We start from the raw sequence: 14967 nt of genomic DNA, 5'->3' as shown, positions 1-14967 counted from the left end.
ACCCAGCTTTGCCTTGATTGATGCTTCCTCGTAGTCGATCAGTGCGTTGACGCGTTTCAGCCACTCACTGTAATCCAACGACGTTTGACGCATCAGCAGCGCCTGAGCGCCAGGTATGTCACCCGCTTGGCGCAGGGAGATTACCGCCCTGGTGGAGTTAAGGGTTTGTTGTTCGATGTCCTTGATAGCGCTCAGTAATCGAACCTCCTCCCCTGTTACCCTTGCGCCCTTGAACAACTGATCCATGGGAACCGCCGAGTCGGAGTAGGCATTTTCCAGGGCTGTGACCTCCGATAAGTGTTTTGCCAAATCCGTATCAGTCGTCACCAGCACAGCATCCCGAATAGCGATGGCTCGGTTATGAACACTGCCTCGGAAGTTGATCGCATAGCGCTGCACCTTTGCAGCATTTTCGCTGACGTCGCCCAAGGTGGAATCAATGAATGCAACGCGGTGAATGCCGATGGCGGTTATCAATATGAGCAACACCAGGATGGCTGCGAAACTAAGCCCTATGCGTGTGGCCAACGTAAGCGGTTTCTTCATGGCGAGCTCGAAAATATGACCTGTATAGGCCTCTGTTGATTTGGAAGACGCGAGCGGTGATAACAGCCCATCACGCTGATGCCTTGACCATACCTCGACATAGGAAGGTCATCCAGTTAGCAATAAACACCGCCATGATAGCGTATAGCTATCATGGCGGTGTGCAGTTTCCGCAGTCGCCCTTGTGAGTTGAATAGGGCATTTCTGATCAGCTATCTCGAACATCTTCGGGAGTTCGCTGTTCCGGCATACAGCCAGGGACGGTGCGGAGACATCACCTACATCTAGGCCCAGGGGAAAGAGCATTACTTGGCTGTAGTGCTGGATCTATGCTCACGTTTGCGCGCTCGGCTCAATTTCGTTGCATGTCTTAGGCTCGTTAGCAATGACCGCTGCCGGGCTTCTGTCCTACCAAATGATTGGTACTCGCTGAGGAGATAGAAATGAAAGGCTATATGATCGTTTTCTTCACCCAACAAAACCGTCGTTATCAGGGAAAGATGCTAGGCGAATGGATCGTCGACGTGGCTAAAGAAATGGGGTTGCGAGGCGCCACGCTCTGCACCGGAATCGAAGGGTTTGGGCACACAGGAAAACTGCATTCATCACACTTTTTTGAGCTGGCGGATCAACCCACGGAGATTCGCTTGGCAATCACGGAAGATGAGGCAGAACGGTTATTCACACGACTGGACTCCGAGGAAATATCGGTGTTTTTCACTAAGACGCCAATCGAGATGGGCACTCTTGGAAAAACGCCTTCCAGCGCAGCCCCTTCCAAAACTTCGGAGCTATGAACTGAATCGCCCTGGGTTCTACACACATTGCAATCTCGTGAACGCCTTCGTATAGCTCATGCTCTCGAAGCCCGATGCCGAAGAGATAGACGATCCTTTTACGAAGCTGGCAGTGAGAGTACCTCGCGCATCTACAGAATAGTGCCTATTGTCAGTCTGTTTATTTCAGCATATCTTGTAAAAGAGTCATACAGTCGTGCAATCCGCGTACAAGAAAACGAATTGGTCTATGACGCTGTACTTTGATTGGAGGATTCTGAAGGTGTGTTCGTCGCACGCTTACCGATCAACTCTATTTTTGAAGCACCAGGTGCAATCAGCACCGCACAACTTTCGTCAAAGTGTCTCATTAGCAATCGCGTGATATCCAGGCGCCTAATAAACGGACGGATCAACAGTTCTAAGCCGTGACAACTCGATTACGGCCCATGTTTTTTGCGTTGTAACTGGCCTGATCAGCGCGGCGCAGCAACTCTTCGGTGCTAAGGTCGGCTGTCCAGGTCGCGACACCGAAGCTTGCTGTGACGCTGCCTGCGACGTCGACTTCATGATTGGCGAGGAGGTGGCAAAGCAGGTTGGCCAATTCTTCGGCGTTTTCCAACGAAGTGAGTGGGCAAAGGATAGCCAGCTCCTCCCCGCCTATTCGGCAAAACACATCACTGGCGCGTAAGCGCTTGCGGATGACTTTGCACGTTTGCTTCAGCACCGTGTCACCCACCTCATGGCCGAACCGGTCATTGATGGATTTGAAGTGATCGAGATCGAGCATGATCAGCGAAAAACCTACAGTGTACCTTTTACCGTGTTGCACCAATTGCTCCAGCGAACTCATGAAATAGCGGCGATTATAGATGCCGGTCAATTCATCGGTGACAGCCTGGTTTCGCAGTTTTTCTTCGCGATCCTTGAGTACGGTAATGTCACTGAAAGAGCCATACCAGACGCATGTTTGATCCGACTGGCGCTCAGCGTAGGACGCTACCCGAAACCAGCGCAAACCTTTGACGGGCAGTAACATCCGAAAATCCTCTGTCCACCCCACGCCGGTTTCTGCCGACCTCGCGGTCGCCAGTCTAATCAATGGGAGATCGTCGGGATGAATGCGCTCGAAGAGTGGGTTATCGTTGAAATTCGCACCTACGACCGCTTCGGCTTTTAGCTCCAAAATCTCTTCTATGCTATCACTGCAAAATGTAAAGAAGCCGTTGCCAGGTGCCAGCAAGTGGTATTGGTACAGTACGTTGGGGATACGCTGGGTCAGCTGCGTCAACATTGCTTTGCTTTCATTTATCCGGTCGAGCAGTTCGATACGCTCGCTGATGTCAATAATCACGCTGATGTGTTCGACCTCGTTGCTCAGGGGGTCGCTGAACCGAGCGTGGCGCAGTTCGCCCGTGAATTGGGTACCGTCTTTACGCTGATACCGCCACTCCATGGCTTTTTTTGATCCTGTGTCATCAAAAGCGAGCTGGCCGATCAGTTGCTTGTCGGTCAACGCCTGAAACGCCGGGACGCAGGAGGCACGACGGCTATCTATGTCTTCCTTGATATAGAGCATTTCGACGTTATTTCGCCCTAACATTTCCTCACGTGTGAAGCCAAACAATGCCTCCGCCCCCTGACTGAAAAGCTTTATTTGGCCTTGCGAGTCGGTTGTGATGACAGCCACCTGCGTCGCGGCATTTATCAGATTAGTGAGGCGCTCGTTCAAAGAGCCGATCTGTTTTTTCCTCTCAACCAATTCATTCAGCTGCATCTTTGACTGCTTTTGCTGGCGGCGTGTTGAGAAAAAAAGCACGCCCAGAATAAGCGCTTGAATAACCACTGCCAGTTCTGCGTAACCGTTGGTCAGGGCCTGGTCGTACAGCGAAACCGACACCATCACGGTGGTCAATATCAGTGCCAGATAAAATGAAACACCCATGAAAGACTTACTTGTGGTACTGCTTGATGGTGCTGGATTCATAATCACCTGCAAGATAATTTGGCCGTCTGATACCGCGTATGCAGCAATCTCAGTCGCGGGTATTGTCTTCAGCGCTGCGGACGACTCTCTTGACCGCTAACATGGACTTTTCGCATGGTCTTTACGCAGCGGAAAACGTGCGAAAGCGATCATGCGCTGGATCCAGTTTGCACGGCTAGATAGGCATGATCCTTACGCCTGTATGAAGGACGTTCTCATGCGCGCTAGCGGCACAGCGGGCGAGTGAAATCAGTCATTTGCTGCCGCATAGCTGGCAGCTGGTTTAGTCAGGCAAGGCGTGATACCCGAACGCCTGCGCTCTAGCCGCGCGGTGGCCTCGGTAAGCTGGCGTCCTTAATAACTCCAATTTGCAAATTACCAGACGCCGGCTGTGTCCCGAGCCCTAACACAAGCTGCGTTCATTAGCGTGGTACGTCTATCGTGCCTCCAAGGCAGCACTGAACATGCTAATTAAAATGGCGGCCATCGAGCTGGCAAGAACTCGACCTCAGAGCCGACTGCTGAGCCTTCACCCGGGTACAGTTGTATCAGCACTGTCGCAACACTTTCGGGGTGTATCTGCCGCCAAGCCGGCACAGGTGGCCGCCTGTGAACTACTATCGCTTATCGACCGATTAGAGCCTACCGACAGTGGTAATTTCTTCTCTTATAACGGAGAAAGCCTTCCTTGGTAGGCAGGTAATTAAGATTGAATCTGCAGCCGCTGACTGGTTTATTACTGTCCCCCTCCACCATTTCACTGCGCTCTTGTGCAGCAGTGGGTCGATGATGAGATTTGTAATTCATGTGAAGAGCGCATCGGGTCGTTGGCAATACCTTGGTAAGTCATATAGATATTTTCAAATGATCTCGAAAACGCTCATAACCCCCACGTTGTCCTAGAATGATGTGAAATTCACCGAGCTCTGAAAATGATCGACGCAGAACTGCTGAAATTGATGGTTGAAACCTCCAATGATGGCATTGTAATTGCGGAGCAGGAAGGCGATGAAAACATCCTGATCTACGCTAACCCTGCCTTCCAGCGCCTGACGGGATACAGCGTTGACGAAATTCTTTATCAGGACTGCCGCTTCCTGCAGGGTGATGACCGAGACCAAACGGGCTTGGCTGTTATCCGAGAGGCGATAAAGATGCATGAGCCCTGCCGGCAAATCATTCGCAACTATCGTAAGGACGGTAGTGCCTTCTGGAATGAGCTGTCGATTACTCCGGTTTTTAACGAGGCGGATCAGCTCACCTATTACATCGGCATCCAGAAGGACGTCAGCGTCGAATTTGAGGCCAGCGAACGCGTGCGTGAACTTGAAGCGGAAGTCGCCAGCTTGAAAGCTCGCCTGGCTCTATAGCCATGTGAATCGCGCGAACGCTCATAACGCCTTAAATGGAGGAAGTCAGTCGCGTGTCAATGGTGCCGATCAGCACAGTGTTAAGGGCATGGGCGTTATGATTAGTTCAAAGTTGATGAGGCTCGTGAATTCTCAGCTAGCTGCCTGGGCCTCGCTCAGGGGTCAAGGTAAGCGAATACCTTCAACAGAATTCTGTTCCCACGGTGGGCATGGTGACCAAGCCCCCACGAGCTTATCGATAAAGAGTCGAATTTTCGGAGATAGGTGCCGCTTGCTAGGGTAGATCACCCGAATAGGCTCTGCGGCCTCTGCATACCCAGCGAGCAATTGAACAAGCTTGCCGCTCCTCAAATCGTCGTTCACCACGTAGGAAGGAAGAGTCGCGATGCCCAGGCCAGCTACAGCTGACTGGTGTAATGACTCAGCACTGTCCATCTGTAGCCTTCCACCATGAGTAACGGACACAGCGCTACCATTCACGCGAAAATTCCAAGGAAGCAATCTCCCACCGCTCACGAAATGCAGGCACTGGTGCTCGGATAAATCCTCCGGCGTTTTAGGCTCGGCATGCTCAGCCAAATATTTGGGTGAAGCACAGGTAATCATTTGTTGGTAGGCCACAGTACGCGTGAGCAACCGAGAGTCCTCCTTGGGAGGGCCAATGCGCATGGCCAAATCAAATCCCTCGTCAATCAGGTCGACCAGCCTGTCAGAAAAGGTGACATCCACGCTCAAGGAGGGCCAGTCCTTAAGACAGCATTCAATGTGCTGAAGGACATGAAGTCTCCCTAACGCAACCGGCAGACTCATCCGAAGTCGCCCACTAGGTGTCGAACGACGAAACGCAAGGGCATCCTCCACGTCATCCAGATCCTGAAGAACGCCCACGCAGCGCTCATACAGAACCTGGCCGTCATCCGTCATGCTCAAGCTACGCGTAGTGCGATTCAGTAGACGTATCTGTAAACGAGCCTCAAGCCTGACTATCGACTTCCCCACCGCAGAGCGCGTGAGGCCAAGTTGCTTTGCCGCCGCAGTGAAGCTTCCCGCGTTTACCGAGCTTACAAACGCGGCGATATCATTCAGATTATGGAGTTCCATACGGCCTCGGTGGTCTCAACGCTCGGGCGGCTTAGCACCTGTTATGGGGAACCCTATTCCCCAATACTAAGCATAGTATCTCAATTAGCTAATAAACTCCCAACGATCAATTGAGGTCATTATGAACACCAAAGTCCAAGCAGCCGTCCAAACCTGGGCCAATAGCCTTAGCGATCTGGTACCCGTTCTTAAGGGAATCGATACCACCACAAAAATGAGTGACATCCGCGACTCTTACGCAAAAATGCTCGCGCAAAATCCAGCGCCAGCTGGCGTTAAATTCGAAGCAGTCGACATGGGTGGCGTACCCGGCACATTGGTTACTCCGGACGAGATCAAAACGGACGCGGTCGTGATGTACATCCACGGCGGCGCGTACATTGTAGGACGTCCAGACGGCTACCACGGTATCGGCGGCAACTACGCGAAAATGCTCGGTGCTCGTGTATACATGCCGGACTACCGCCTCGCTCCTGAGCACAAGTTTCCAGCATCTATTGACGACACATTGCGCGCTTACGAATGGTTGCTTGAGCAGAAAATCCCGGCTAACAAAATTGCGTTCTCTGGCGAGTCGGCTGGCGGCGCAATGGTTGTCAGCGTCATGGTCGCGGCTAAATCGAAAGGGCTTCCATTGCCTGCGGTTGGCTCCTCCATCTCACCATGGGCGAACCTTGAACACACCGGTGCTTCCATGAGCAACCGTGAAGGCCTGGATCCTCTGAACTCCAAGCCTGTCTTGGACATCCTCGCCAGAGCATTCCTAGGCGACACATTGGCCAATCATCCTCTGGCCTCACCTGTGTTCGCGGACGTCACCGGTCTTCCACCGATCTTGGTGCAGATCGGCGAGAACGAGCTGATGTTGAGTGATGCAATGCGCCTTGCAACTCACCTGGCTGATAACCGCGTTCGCGTGAATCTGGAAGTATGGCCAGCGATGTTCCACGCCTGGCACTTCTACGCCACCATGCTGCCTGAAGCTCAGCAGGCTATGGAGAGCTCCGTTCGCTTCATCGAGGCTGGCTTGGCCGACGCTAACCGCTAAAACGCAGAACAACCGCGATAGCTTTCTAGGCTATCGTGGCTCTACCCATATTTTCTAAGGCCATTTGCCCATCCACTGCTAGTAGTCTGACAGCTCGCCTTGTCTAGATACGTATTCATTTCTTGTGCTGCGCTATGCTGAGTTTCCCTGAAGGAGGCCACATCAATGCCAAAGGAATACTCGTTGTCGGATGTGCTGGAAAGGATGTACCAAAATCAGCTCGCTCTCGAAGCCGCGCTCATGGAGCTGACCCTCCAGGTGGAAGCGCAAGGACATCCGGAAGTCGGCGACAACGTCCGTGGTGCGCTTTACACAATTGGTGAGAACGCTGGTCATATCAAACAGGGGCTAGCCCGGCTCAAAAGCTCCCATGACCCAGCCGCTTTTTGATTTTGATCTCAAACGCGTATCCCGCACGCACTACATCACTGGCAAGGCTGCGATCAACTTTCCGCACGCTGGAAGCACTACAGGTGGGTGGCATTTCCTGTCCTACTTCGACCGCGATTCGGGCGTAGCGAAAGTGTCCTTGGCAGGCGTCCACTACCCAGATACCACCGATTTCTTTGGAGACGCTGGAGTCATCGACGTAACCGACGATCTTGCGATGCGAGGCTGGTCAGAAGACGGCAAACGGCTGTTCATGGCAGATCACTACAGAGCGGCAGCTGACATGGTGATGAAATGGGTGCTAAGTGATTCTAAGCACTGCAACGTCGAGGTCGCTGATTGGTTTCCCTCTTCCGAAACGAAGCAGCGTTTTTTTGAAATCCTGAATTCGGGAAGGCGCAAACTTTTAGATCCCGACAAGCTGCAAAAAATGGAAGTTTGGCTAAGCTCGCAGTAGGTGAATGACGTCAGGTTGGTCAGGAAAACAGCCGTTGTAATACATGCTGAATGAGAGCAATGGATATGCGCAAGAAGTCCCCGTCATGGTTTGTCCCGCTCCTGATTCTTTTTGCCGTCCTGTGGGCAATGGGGAAGAAAGACACGCCTCCAGCCCCGGTACAGCCACACGCTCTTAGCACGCCGAATACGCTAGCGTCGATTTCTCCGGCCTCACCGCCAGCCCCGGCTCCTGATTCCGCAACTGAACACTTTGTGAGTGTCAATAATCTCAATGTCAGGGATCAACCAGGTGGAAAGGTCATCTCCAAACTGAGGCGCGGGGAAAAGGTTCAGGTTTTCGAGACGCGCAACGATTGGGCACGCATCAGCATTGATGGTCAATCACCGAAGTGGCTTTCGTTAAAAAGCCTGTGCATCGGGTCTGGCTGCTACGTTCCGTCGAAGCCCAGACCAGCGGCCCAGCTTCCAAATCCTGTTCGCCAACAGACTCCAGCTTACGGTTCATCCTGCCTTTGTTCCTCTGGGAATGTGTGTATCGGGCCTCGGGGTGGTCGATACTGCATTACCTCTGGAGGTAACAAACGGTACGGCGTTTGAGCGATCATCTGATGCCGCTTGCGGGGTTCACGCGAAACAGCATTGAAAATCCACGTAAAAAATCATACTAACAACTGAGAAAAACGTTGAAATGACACATGGCTCGAAATTCAACCTCAAAACCCTGAGTATTCAAACACAAAAACCCAAAAAATCAGTACAAATCACACAACTACAACCCTGGTAACTCGTCGGCATCACGCAACTCTTCAATTTCATCAAACAATGAGCAAAACACATCAGCAATTCGAGGATCGAAATGTTTGCCACTTTGATCAAAAATGTAACTTTGTGCTCGTTCCTTCGCCCATGCTTTTTTATAAGGACGATTCATTCGCAACGCGTCATAAACGTCACATATTGCAACTATCCGCGCACTGAGAGGAATCGATTCTCCCTTTAAACCATCTGGATAGCCGTGCCCGTCCCAACGCTCATGATGTGACAAAGCTATTTCTGCTGCCATTTCAGTTACTGCGGCACCGTTAGAATTTGATAAAATCTCATATCCAATACGAGTGTGTTGTTGCATGGCATTACGCTCCTCATCTGTAAGAGCTCCAGGTTTACGCAAAATACAATCATCAACGCCTATTTTACCAACGTCATGCATTGGAGCAGCTAAACGAATTAAGTCACACCATGGCGAAGGCATATTGAGGGCGTTCGCCACGATGGCAGCTGACTGTCCGATACGCCTGATATGTGAGCCTGTCTCTTCATCCCTATAACTCGCAGCTTTACTTAAACTGCTAATGACAGCCTTATAGCTATTTTGCAGTTGCTCCGTTCGCTCCTCAACCTGCCGCGCAAGCTCAATATTGTTGCTTCGCAACTTACGCGACGCGTCGGATAACTTCAAGCAACCTTGCACGCGGAGTAAAAGCTCTGGAAAATCCATTGGTTTTGAAACAAATTCATTGGCACCCTTTTCTAACCCTTTTCTGCGGCTTGCAGGGTCATTAAGCGCGGTGACTATGATTATAGGTTGCTCTGCCCGATCTCTTTCCTGAAGCTGCTCAAGAATATCGAAGCCGTTAGGAAACGGCATATTCAAATCCAACAGAGCCAAATCCCATTTATTATTTAACAACCACTCCAAGCCTTCTGTAGAATCAGAAAAAACATGAACCCTAGAAAATCCAACCACCTTTAAATAGGAGCTAATAATTAACAAATTAGTTAACACATCATCAATAATTACAATTTCACTTTCCGCTAGAAGTTGAGAGCTCATATTGTCACCGACATATTTTAATTGCCACCTTTAGCCTTTATATTAGGGCATAGACTCCGCTGGATTTTGGAAGCGGTGTACTAGCTCAAAACCCTTATTTCACGCAGTGCTCCCCGCTCAGTGATATTAAGTTTCTAACTGGCAAAGATGGCTCATTGATATCACCCTGAAAATAATAAGCGATTTAGCTTTTTTTACAAGCTTTATAACCGCCTGGTTATTATAGAATACCTATCGCGCCTGCCAACAAAGCCGGCATTTTCTTACAAAGCTCCGTTGAGCGACCTTCACCGTCTGCTTCATGCTCTTAGACAACCCACGCAAGCGCAATTGTGCATAGCTAGATTGAAGCTATTTTGCTCCCCCATGCAGGTTTTTCATGCTCCTCTCACTTAGCATAAACCGAGTCGGCGTAAACATTTTTTCGGCCTGCGATATGTCCGCAATACTGGCCGCAGCAACGACAAAGCTGTGTGGGGTCAACTCTAGGCTCAGAAAAAGAAAGCTGTTGTAGGATGGATGCTTCACCACCCGGCTACCCAGTCGCAGGATCTCGGTATTGGCTCAACGCAGACGCGCCGTATGAGCCAGACGAGTTAATTTGAACGAGCCACAGTCTTGGATGAGTGAACCCAGCCCTTCTCTCAAACAGGCCTTGACTGTATTCGGCTACGTTGTGAGCAAACAAAATCATCAGCAATTGGACAGTTGCACGAAATTTGAAGAGCTAGTCGCGCGTGACCTCAAACCGATAGCGGCACCTGCACGACAGACCGCCGACTAGCATCTTGGTTGGCGTCATTTGCCGTGCTGATGATGTTGCTCGGCCCCTTGATTGGTCAGGGTACTGTTTGGATGAAGCATGCGGGATCGGCGGACGATCACTGCATGACGATGCAGAATGATTCGTACCGCCTTCAAGGCGCCCACCTTGAACACCTGCTAGATGCGTGCGGCTATTGCTCGTTGTTCTTCCACACTCCAAGTATTCCCAACGCGCATTACCACAATTGGAGCGCAACGTTGCAGGCCCTATGGGCGGTTGATCGCTTAGAGGAAGTTAACATTAGGTTACAAAATCCAGTGGAATCGTTACGTTATAACAAACTAATGTGCTGGCCGTTTGGCTCCGGACGTCAGCACGCTCTCGATCGCTGCTTCCGCGATATTGGCTAACGCCGCCAGCCAGTTTCCCTTAATCACTGCGATCTGTAGTTTCGGAGATACCATGAAATCCGCCCCGGCCTCATTCGCTGTCCTAACAGCGCTGGCCTCAACCGTCCTCCATGCTGCCGAGTCTGGAAATTCAACGATCACTCTGGGAGAGGTACGCATTTCGCAGCAGGAAAGTACCGCTTTGCGCACCGAGAACATACTAACTTCTGTCGATGTCCTAGGCGGCGATCAGGTAGAAGACAAGAACGTAATGAACAGCTGGCAGTTGCTGGGACAGATGCCCGGTATACAGCTGACCGAGACTGGTCAAGGCGCCGAGTCCGGCAAGGCTACTTTTCGTGCGTTCAATGGCGAGGGCTACATCAACGGCATCAAGGTGCTGATCGACGGTATTCCGAGCAACGTCAACAGCGGCAACCAACGCTTTGTCGACATGATCTTCCCACTCGATATCGACCATATCGAAGTGGTACGTGGGACTAATGATCCGCGCTACGGCTTGCACAACATTGGCGGCAATATCAATTATGCCACCCGCCAGGGCGGAAACTACACCGATAGCCGCCTGACCTACGGCAGCTTTAATACCCGTGAAGTACAACTAGCTATCGGCCACGAAGACGGTAACTTCGCGCAGAACTACCTACTGGCCAAACAGGATTCGGACGGATCCCGCGATCATAGCAACTCGAATAAATATGCCTTGGGTGGCAAGTGGTTTCTCAGCAACGACGATCAAACCTTCCGGATCGGCGCCATCGCACGTCTCTATCACCATCAGGCTGACGAAGGCGGGTTCCTCACTCGCGAAGAGCTGCACGCCAGCCGTAAGAATTCGCCGGAAAAGAACGACAATGACCGTAGTGACCGCGACATGAAGCACTTGAGCCTGCACATGGACTGGCAGCCAAATGACGATCTGAACCTGAGCAGCAAGCTGTACTACAACAGCTACAACGATGACCGCTCGATCACCTTCACCAGTTATCAGCCTGGTAATGCTCCGCGCCAGCGTCGTTTCTGGGACGAACAACAGCTTGGGATGCTGAACAACCTGACTTGGCGCGCCAACGACTGGCTTACGCTCGATGGCGGCATAAACTATGAGGAGCAGAACAACTCATACGAACGCAGACGTTTTGCGTATGGGGTGCCGACCGATTTCGATGCGCCACCAGCGCGTATTCAGAATGACGATCACTATACGTTGTATAACGTGGGTGGCTACGTTCAAGCGATTATCCAGCCGACCGACTCCCTCAAGATCATCCCCGCTATGCGTGTGGACAGGTTTAGCGGTAGTACCAAGGCGTTCAACGGCACTTCAATTGCAAAGGGATCTTTGCAGGATTACGGTTGGATCGAGCAGCCCAAGCTCAGCGTGGTCTATAGCATCAATCAAGATATTGACGTCTATGCCAACTGGGGGCGCACCTTCCAGATACTCACCGGGAACGCCGATCCAGGTTATCTAATCAACGGGGCTTCGCACTACGATCCGTCAATCAATACCGGTAAGGAAGTAGGCATAAAATACCGCCCATTCGCCGGTACAGAGACGCGAGTTGCAGTATGGCAACAAGACGCAACCGATGAAGTGTCGAACATGCCAGCGACAGGCACGACAGTTGGACTCGGTGAAACTCGTCGTCGAGGTGTCGATATGCAGTTCACTAGCCAGCTTAATGACCAATGGACGATATGGGGCTCGCATGCAATCCAAGAGGCCAAGGTGGTTAAGGCTTTTGATGCCAACGGCAAATCCTTGGCGGGCAAGGAAGTCTTCTCAACGCCGAGATATATCAGCAATCTGGGCGTCGATTACCGCATGAACGATGACTGGCGCTTCGGCATGCAGGCCCGAGCTCAAGGTGATTACTACATCGACACGGCTAATGAAGCCGGGAAATATGGTGGTTTCGCCGTCCTAGATGCCAATGTCAGCTATCGCTTGAGCGAAGCGACCAGTATCGACCTTCAGGTTAAGAACCTGACCGACCGAGACTATGAGTACGTCTGGTACGACAACTTCTTCTGGGGTGGCGACGACCAGGCGATGTTTTCACCAGCACCAGGCCGTTCGGCTTATGTCTCGCTCAACATGAAGCTTTAACACTGTGTTATCAAAGAGAGCAAAGTCAGAGGTATCTCTGGCTTTTTGGTTCTTGAATGTTTGACTCATTTAGCGTTACGGGTAGAGCGTCGCATTCCTGTGCATTCGGCCCCTTCTGTGAAGATGCAAGCGATGATACGCACTTTTAAGAGACCTGAGCGCAAGCCGCTCGGCGTTGATAGTGGATCTATGATGGCCTGGCGTGAGGATGAAATCGCGAACCACGAGCCCAATTGTGGTGAGTGCCTGTTTTCGAAAGATCCCTACTAAGCCGGTTGGAGAGTAAGCCGGCCAGCCCGTGAGGAGCCACGAATGAACGCCAATTTGGCGTGTGCCGGGCAGAGCCTACCAAGCTGCTCGTGAGTCCGAGTGCTAATTGATTGAGGGACGGGTCAGAACAAGGAGGGCCCCAGATCGAATCGATTGGTCTGATCTGGCGCGGCTTCGCCTGTACTCGCAAGTCCTACAGATAGCACCTTTCCACCAAGCCTCTCATGCGCGTCAAACAGAACGTAATCAGAAATTCCTTGGAGTTGGAGTAAATACGCTGCGTATAGACCACTACAAACCTTTATATTTAGATCTCTAAGACTGCAACGGCTAGTGTTTCGCTCGGTTGGAAAAGCGATGGTGCAAACCGCAAAGTATTCCGACCGGCGCCCTTCGCTTCATAAAGTGCCGAATCTGCGCTGGTAAGCAGGCTGGCTATGGTGTCGCCTTCAGTGGGTACCACACAGCAAACACCGATACTGATGCGAAGCGAAATTTTTGTCTTATCATATTGAGCTGGCGACTCGGCCAAAGAAGCGCGGAGCTCATCTAGCACAGCTACGGCCCCTTCGGGATTAGTGCTCGGCAGCAAAATCAAAAACTCCTCACCTCCATAACGACCAATACTGTCGGAATGACGAATTCGTTGGGTTAGATGATTGGCGCAGTGGCTAATCACCTCGTCTCCTGCCAGATGGCCATACCTGTCGTTGATCTGTTTGAAGTAATCGATATCTACCATAGCTACTGCCAGGCTGGAGCTGTCTCGGCGCGCACGCTCCAACTCAGTCGAGAACTGATCGAGGATGGCTCGACGATTTAGAATCCCGGTCAACACATCTCGCAACGCCATGTGTTGAAGCAAGGACTCACTCCGCTCTTTGGACAGCAGTACCAAGCCCAGGGAGATCATCATCGCGGTGAAGGTACCAATGCTGACCGAGATCGTTTGCTTAAGGTTACTTACGTCGTAACGCATTTCCGCAGCACCTCCGCCAAGCACCGCGACAACCCGCATACCCAAACCGATCAGGCTAATACTCGATCCGATGATCAACAACATGCGTGCACGCCCCTGGGCGGGAATGTGCCGGCGCGTCCAGTAAATGATCAATGAACACTGCAGCATCAACAGTAGCGTAGCGGCGAGCATTCGCGGTTCTAGCGTATCGATCAAGCTGACCATCAACACCAGCATCAATGCCGCTGGAGCAAACACTCGCCACCAGGCGACAGGAAGCTCGACAATCCGAAAAACACTGACTCCATAAAAAGCCAGTGCTACTGCCAGCAGTGTGTTGGCGGCGCCGTAGGTCAACCACAACGGTGCGTGACCATAGAACGTATAGCCGATGTAGGCTAATGCATGAGCTGACAAACCGAAGCCTATCGTTAGAAGGCCGTCACGCTGGTTGAACTCTCCGACAAGAATTAAACAAAACGCCATAATCATCGCTACTAAAGCGACACAGGCGAAAAGAGTAGGAGTGTCAGCGATCATGGGGTTCACCTGGCGCTTGCACTAGCACCTCTTATAGGCGAGTTTAGCCGAAATGATCGAGTGCTACGCCTAAGCCCTGAAAGCTTCGAAGCTCAGGATTGGCATCGACATAGCTGTACGGCACCATTATACGGCCGGGAAAAGCACTTCAAATACGGAACTCTCAATGATTCTGTTTTGAAAATTGATAACGTATGTCGAAGTAACCTGCTCACCAATCAACATGGGCGCGGCTGTGAAAAAGAGCGAGCTTCCGGTAAAAAAGTGCCTTACGTGCGGCCTTCCTTTCACTTGGAGGAAAAAATGGGCTCGCTGCTGGGAGGAGGTTCGTTACTGTTCGGAGCGCTGCCGGCGCACGAAAAGTTGAGCCCAAAAAAGGGCCCCTAATGGGCCCTT

General features: G+C 51.5%; 14 protein-coding genes and 3 pseudogenes. 12 read left to right on the top strand and 5 right to left on the bottom strand.

Annotated features, from left to right (window positions below):
* Nucleotides 1-889: 889 nt before the first annotated feature.
* Nucleotides 890-979 (top strand): annotated as a pseudogene (locus tag G9Q84_RS29220) (fluoride efflux transporter CrcB); the annotation flags it as partial.
* Nucleotides 980-989: 10 nt separating this feature from the next.
* Nucleotides 990-1343, top strand: a complete 354-nt coding sequence (locus G9Q84_RS08830; protein WP_181643173.1) for a DUF190 domain-containing protein — start codon at nt 990-992, stop codon at nt 1341-1343.
* A 400-nt stretch (nt 1344-1743) separates the two neighbouring features.
* Here the strand turns inward: G9Q84_RS08830 and G9Q84_RS08825 are convergent, their stop codons facing one another.
* A complete protein-coding gene (locus G9Q84_RS08825; protein WP_181643172.1) occupies nt 1744-3267 on the bottom strand; it encodes a sensor domain-containing diguanylate cyclase in 1524 nt (507 codons plus the stop codon).
* A gap of 148 nt (nt 3268-3415) precedes the next feature.
* On the opposite strand from G9Q84_RS08825, the pseudogene G9Q84_RS08820 reads away from it, so the two are divergent.
* The 3 genes and pseudogenes from G9Q84_RS08820 to G9Q84_RS08815 all read left to right on the top strand — a co-directional run.
* Nucleotides 3416-3596: pseudogene (locus G9Q84_RS08820) on the top strand (transposase domain-containing protein); the annotation flags it as partial.
* Nucleotides 3597-3737: 141 nt separating this feature from the next.
* Nucleotides 3738-4004: pseudogene (locus G9Q84_RS29215) on the top strand (Rossmann-fold NAD(P)-binding domain-containing protein); the annotation flags it as partial.
* A 237-nt stretch (nt 4005-4241) separates the two neighbouring features.
* Complete coding sequence (locus G9Q84_RS08815) at nt 4242-4679, top strand: PAS domain-containing protein (protein WP_181643171.1); 438 nt, start codon at nt 4242-4244, stop codon at nt 4677-4679.
* A gap of 162 nt (nt 4680-4841) precedes the next feature.
* Here the strand turns inward: G9Q84_RS08815 and G9Q84_RS08810 are convergent, their stop codons facing one another.
* Nucleotides 4842-5780: a LysR family transcriptional regulator gene (locus G9Q84_RS08810; protein WP_181643170.1), complete on the bottom strand. Its 939-nt coding sequence runs from the start codon at nt 5778-5780 to the stop codon at nt 4842-4844.
* Between the two features lie 121 nt (nt 5781-5901).
* Here G9Q84_RS08810 and G9Q84_RS08805 point away from each other — a divergent pair, with 121 nt between their 5' ends.
* The 4 genes from G9Q84_RS08805 (at nt 5902) to G9Q84_RS08790 (ending at nt 8274) form a co-directional block, all read left to right on the top strand.
* Nucleotides 5902-6828: an alpha/beta hydrolase gene (locus tag G9Q84_RS08805; RefSeq protein ID WP_164444776.1), complete on the top strand. Its 927-nt coding sequence runs from the start codon at nt 5902-5904 to the stop codon at nt 6826-6828.
* Between the two features lie 165 nt (nt 6829-6993).
* Nucleotides 6994-7218, top strand: a complete 225-nt coding sequence (locus G9Q84_RS08800) for a hypothetical protein (RefSeq protein ID WP_181643169.1) — start codon at nt 6994-6996, stop codon at nt 7216-7218.
* Entirely contained in the window at nt 7199-7675 is a 477-nt protein-coding gene (locus G9Q84_RS08795; RefSeq protein WP_181643168.1) for a hypothetical protein, read from the top strand. The genes G9Q84_RS08800 and G9Q84_RS08795 overlap by 20 nt, the downstream gene beginning before the upstream one ends.
* Before the next feature lie 50 nt (nt 7676-7725).
* Nucleotides 7726-8274 (top strand): SH3 domain-containing protein, encoded by a 549-nt coding sequence (locus G9Q84_RS08790; protein WP_338104085.1) that lies wholly within the window; start codon nt 7726-7728, stop codon nt 8272-8274.
* 172 nt (nt 8275-8446) lie between these two features.
* On the opposite strand, the gene G9Q84_RS08785 is transcribed toward G9Q84_RS08790, so the two are convergent.
* Nucleotides 8447-9511 (bottom strand): HD domain-containing phosphohydrolase, encoded by a 1065-nt coding sequence (locus tag G9Q84_RS08785; protein ID WP_181643167.1) that lies wholly within the window; start codon nt 9509-9511, stop codon nt 8447-8449.
* 792 nt (nt 9512-10303) lie between these two features.
* On the opposite strand from G9Q84_RS08785, the gene G9Q84_RS29785 reads away from it, so the two are divergent.
* Together G9Q84_RS29785 and G9Q84_RS08775 are read left to right on the top strand one after the other, a co-directional pair.
* Nucleotides 10304-10687: a DUF2946 domain-containing protein gene (locus G9Q84_RS29785; RefSeq protein WP_282446076.1), complete on the top strand. Its 384-nt coding sequence runs from the start codon at nt 10304-10306 to the stop codon at nt 10685-10687.
* Between the two features lie 52 nt (nt 10688-10739).
* Nucleotides 10740-12800, top strand: a complete 2061-nt coding sequence (locus G9Q84_RS08775; protein ID WP_181643165.1) for a TonB-dependent receptor — start codon at nt 10740-10742, stop codon at nt 12798-12800.
* A 392-nt stretch (nt 12801-13192) separates the two neighbouring features.
* Here G9Q84_RS08775 and G9Q84_RS29780 read toward each other — a convergent pair whose 3' ends face one another.
* Both G9Q84_RS29780 and G9Q84_RS08765 read right to left on the bottom strand, forming a co-directional pair.
* A complete protein-coding gene (locus G9Q84_RS29780; protein ID WP_181643204.1) occupies nt 13193-13375 on the bottom strand; it encodes an NAD(P)-binding protein in 183 nt (60 codons plus the stop codon).
* A 2-nt stretch (nt 13376-13377) separates the two neighbouring features.
* Entirely contained in the window at nt 13378-14571 is a 1194-nt protein-coding gene (locus tag G9Q84_RS08765) for a GGDEF domain-containing protein (RefSeq protein WP_181643164.1), read from the bottom strand.
* Nucleotides 14572-14806: 235 nt separating this feature from the next.
* On the opposite strand from G9Q84_RS08765, the gene G9Q84_RS08760 reads away from it, so the two are divergent.
* Nucleotides 14807-14938, top strand: a complete 132-nt coding sequence (locus G9Q84_RS08760) for a DUF2256 domain-containing protein (RefSeq protein ID WP_181643163.1) — start codon at nt 14807-14809, stop codon at nt 14936-14938.
* The last annotated feature ends 29 nt before the right edge of the window (nt 14939-14967 follow it).

It is taken from the genome of Pseudomonas sivasensis, from assembly GCF_013778505.1.
GTDB classification, from domain to species: Bacteria; Pseudomonadota; Gammaproteobacteria; order Pseudomonadales; family Pseudomonadaceae; genus Aquipseudomonas; species Aquipseudomonas sivasensis.
The sequence above is the reverse complement of the archived record's forward strand: the minus strand, read 5'-3'. Positions and strand labels throughout refer to the sequence as shown.

Coding starts and splice junctions, on each gene's coding strand:
- G9Q84_RS08830 (WP_181643173.1), top strand. CDS start 990: ATGAAAGGCTATATGATCGTTTTCTTCACCCAACAAAACCGTCGTTAT.
- G9Q84_RS08825 (WP_181643172.1), bottom strand. CDS start 3,267: ATGGGTGTTTCATTTTATCTGGCACTGATATTGACCACCGTGATGGTG.
- G9Q84_RS08815 (WP_181643171.1), top strand. CDS start 4,242: ATGATCGACGCAGAACTGCTGAAATTGATGGTTGAAACCTCCAATGAT.
- G9Q84_RS08810 (WP_181643170.1), bottom strand. CDS start 5,780: ATGGAACTCCATAATCTGAATGATATCGCCGCGTTTGTAAGCTCGGTA.
- G9Q84_RS08805 (WP_164444776.1), top strand. CDS start 5,902: ATGAACACCAAAGTCCAAGCAGCCGTCCAAACCTGGGCCAATAGCCTT.
- G9Q84_RS08800 (WP_181643169.1), top strand. CDS start 6,994: ATGCCAAAGGAATACTCGTTGTCGGATGTGCTGGAAAGGATGTACCAA.
- G9Q84_RS08795 (WP_181643168.1), top strand. CDS start 7,199: ATGACCCAGCCGCTTTTTGATTTTGATCTCAAACGCGTATCCCGCACG.
- G9Q84_RS08790 (WP_338104085.1), top strand. CDS start 7,726: ATGAGAGCAATGGATATGCGCAAGAAGTCCCCGTCATGGTTTGTCCCG.
- G9Q84_RS08785 (WP_181643167.1), bottom strand. CDS start 9,511: ATGAGCTCTCAACTTCTAGCGGAAAGTGAAATTGTAATTATTGATGAT.
- G9Q84_RS08775 (WP_181643165.1), top strand. CDS start 10,740: ATGAAATCCGCCCCGGCCTCATTCGCTGTCCTAACAGCGCTGGCCTCA.
- G9Q84_RS08765 (WP_181643164.1), bottom strand. CDS start 14,571: ATGATCGCTGACACTCCTACTCTTTTCGCCTGTGTCGCTTTAGTAGCG.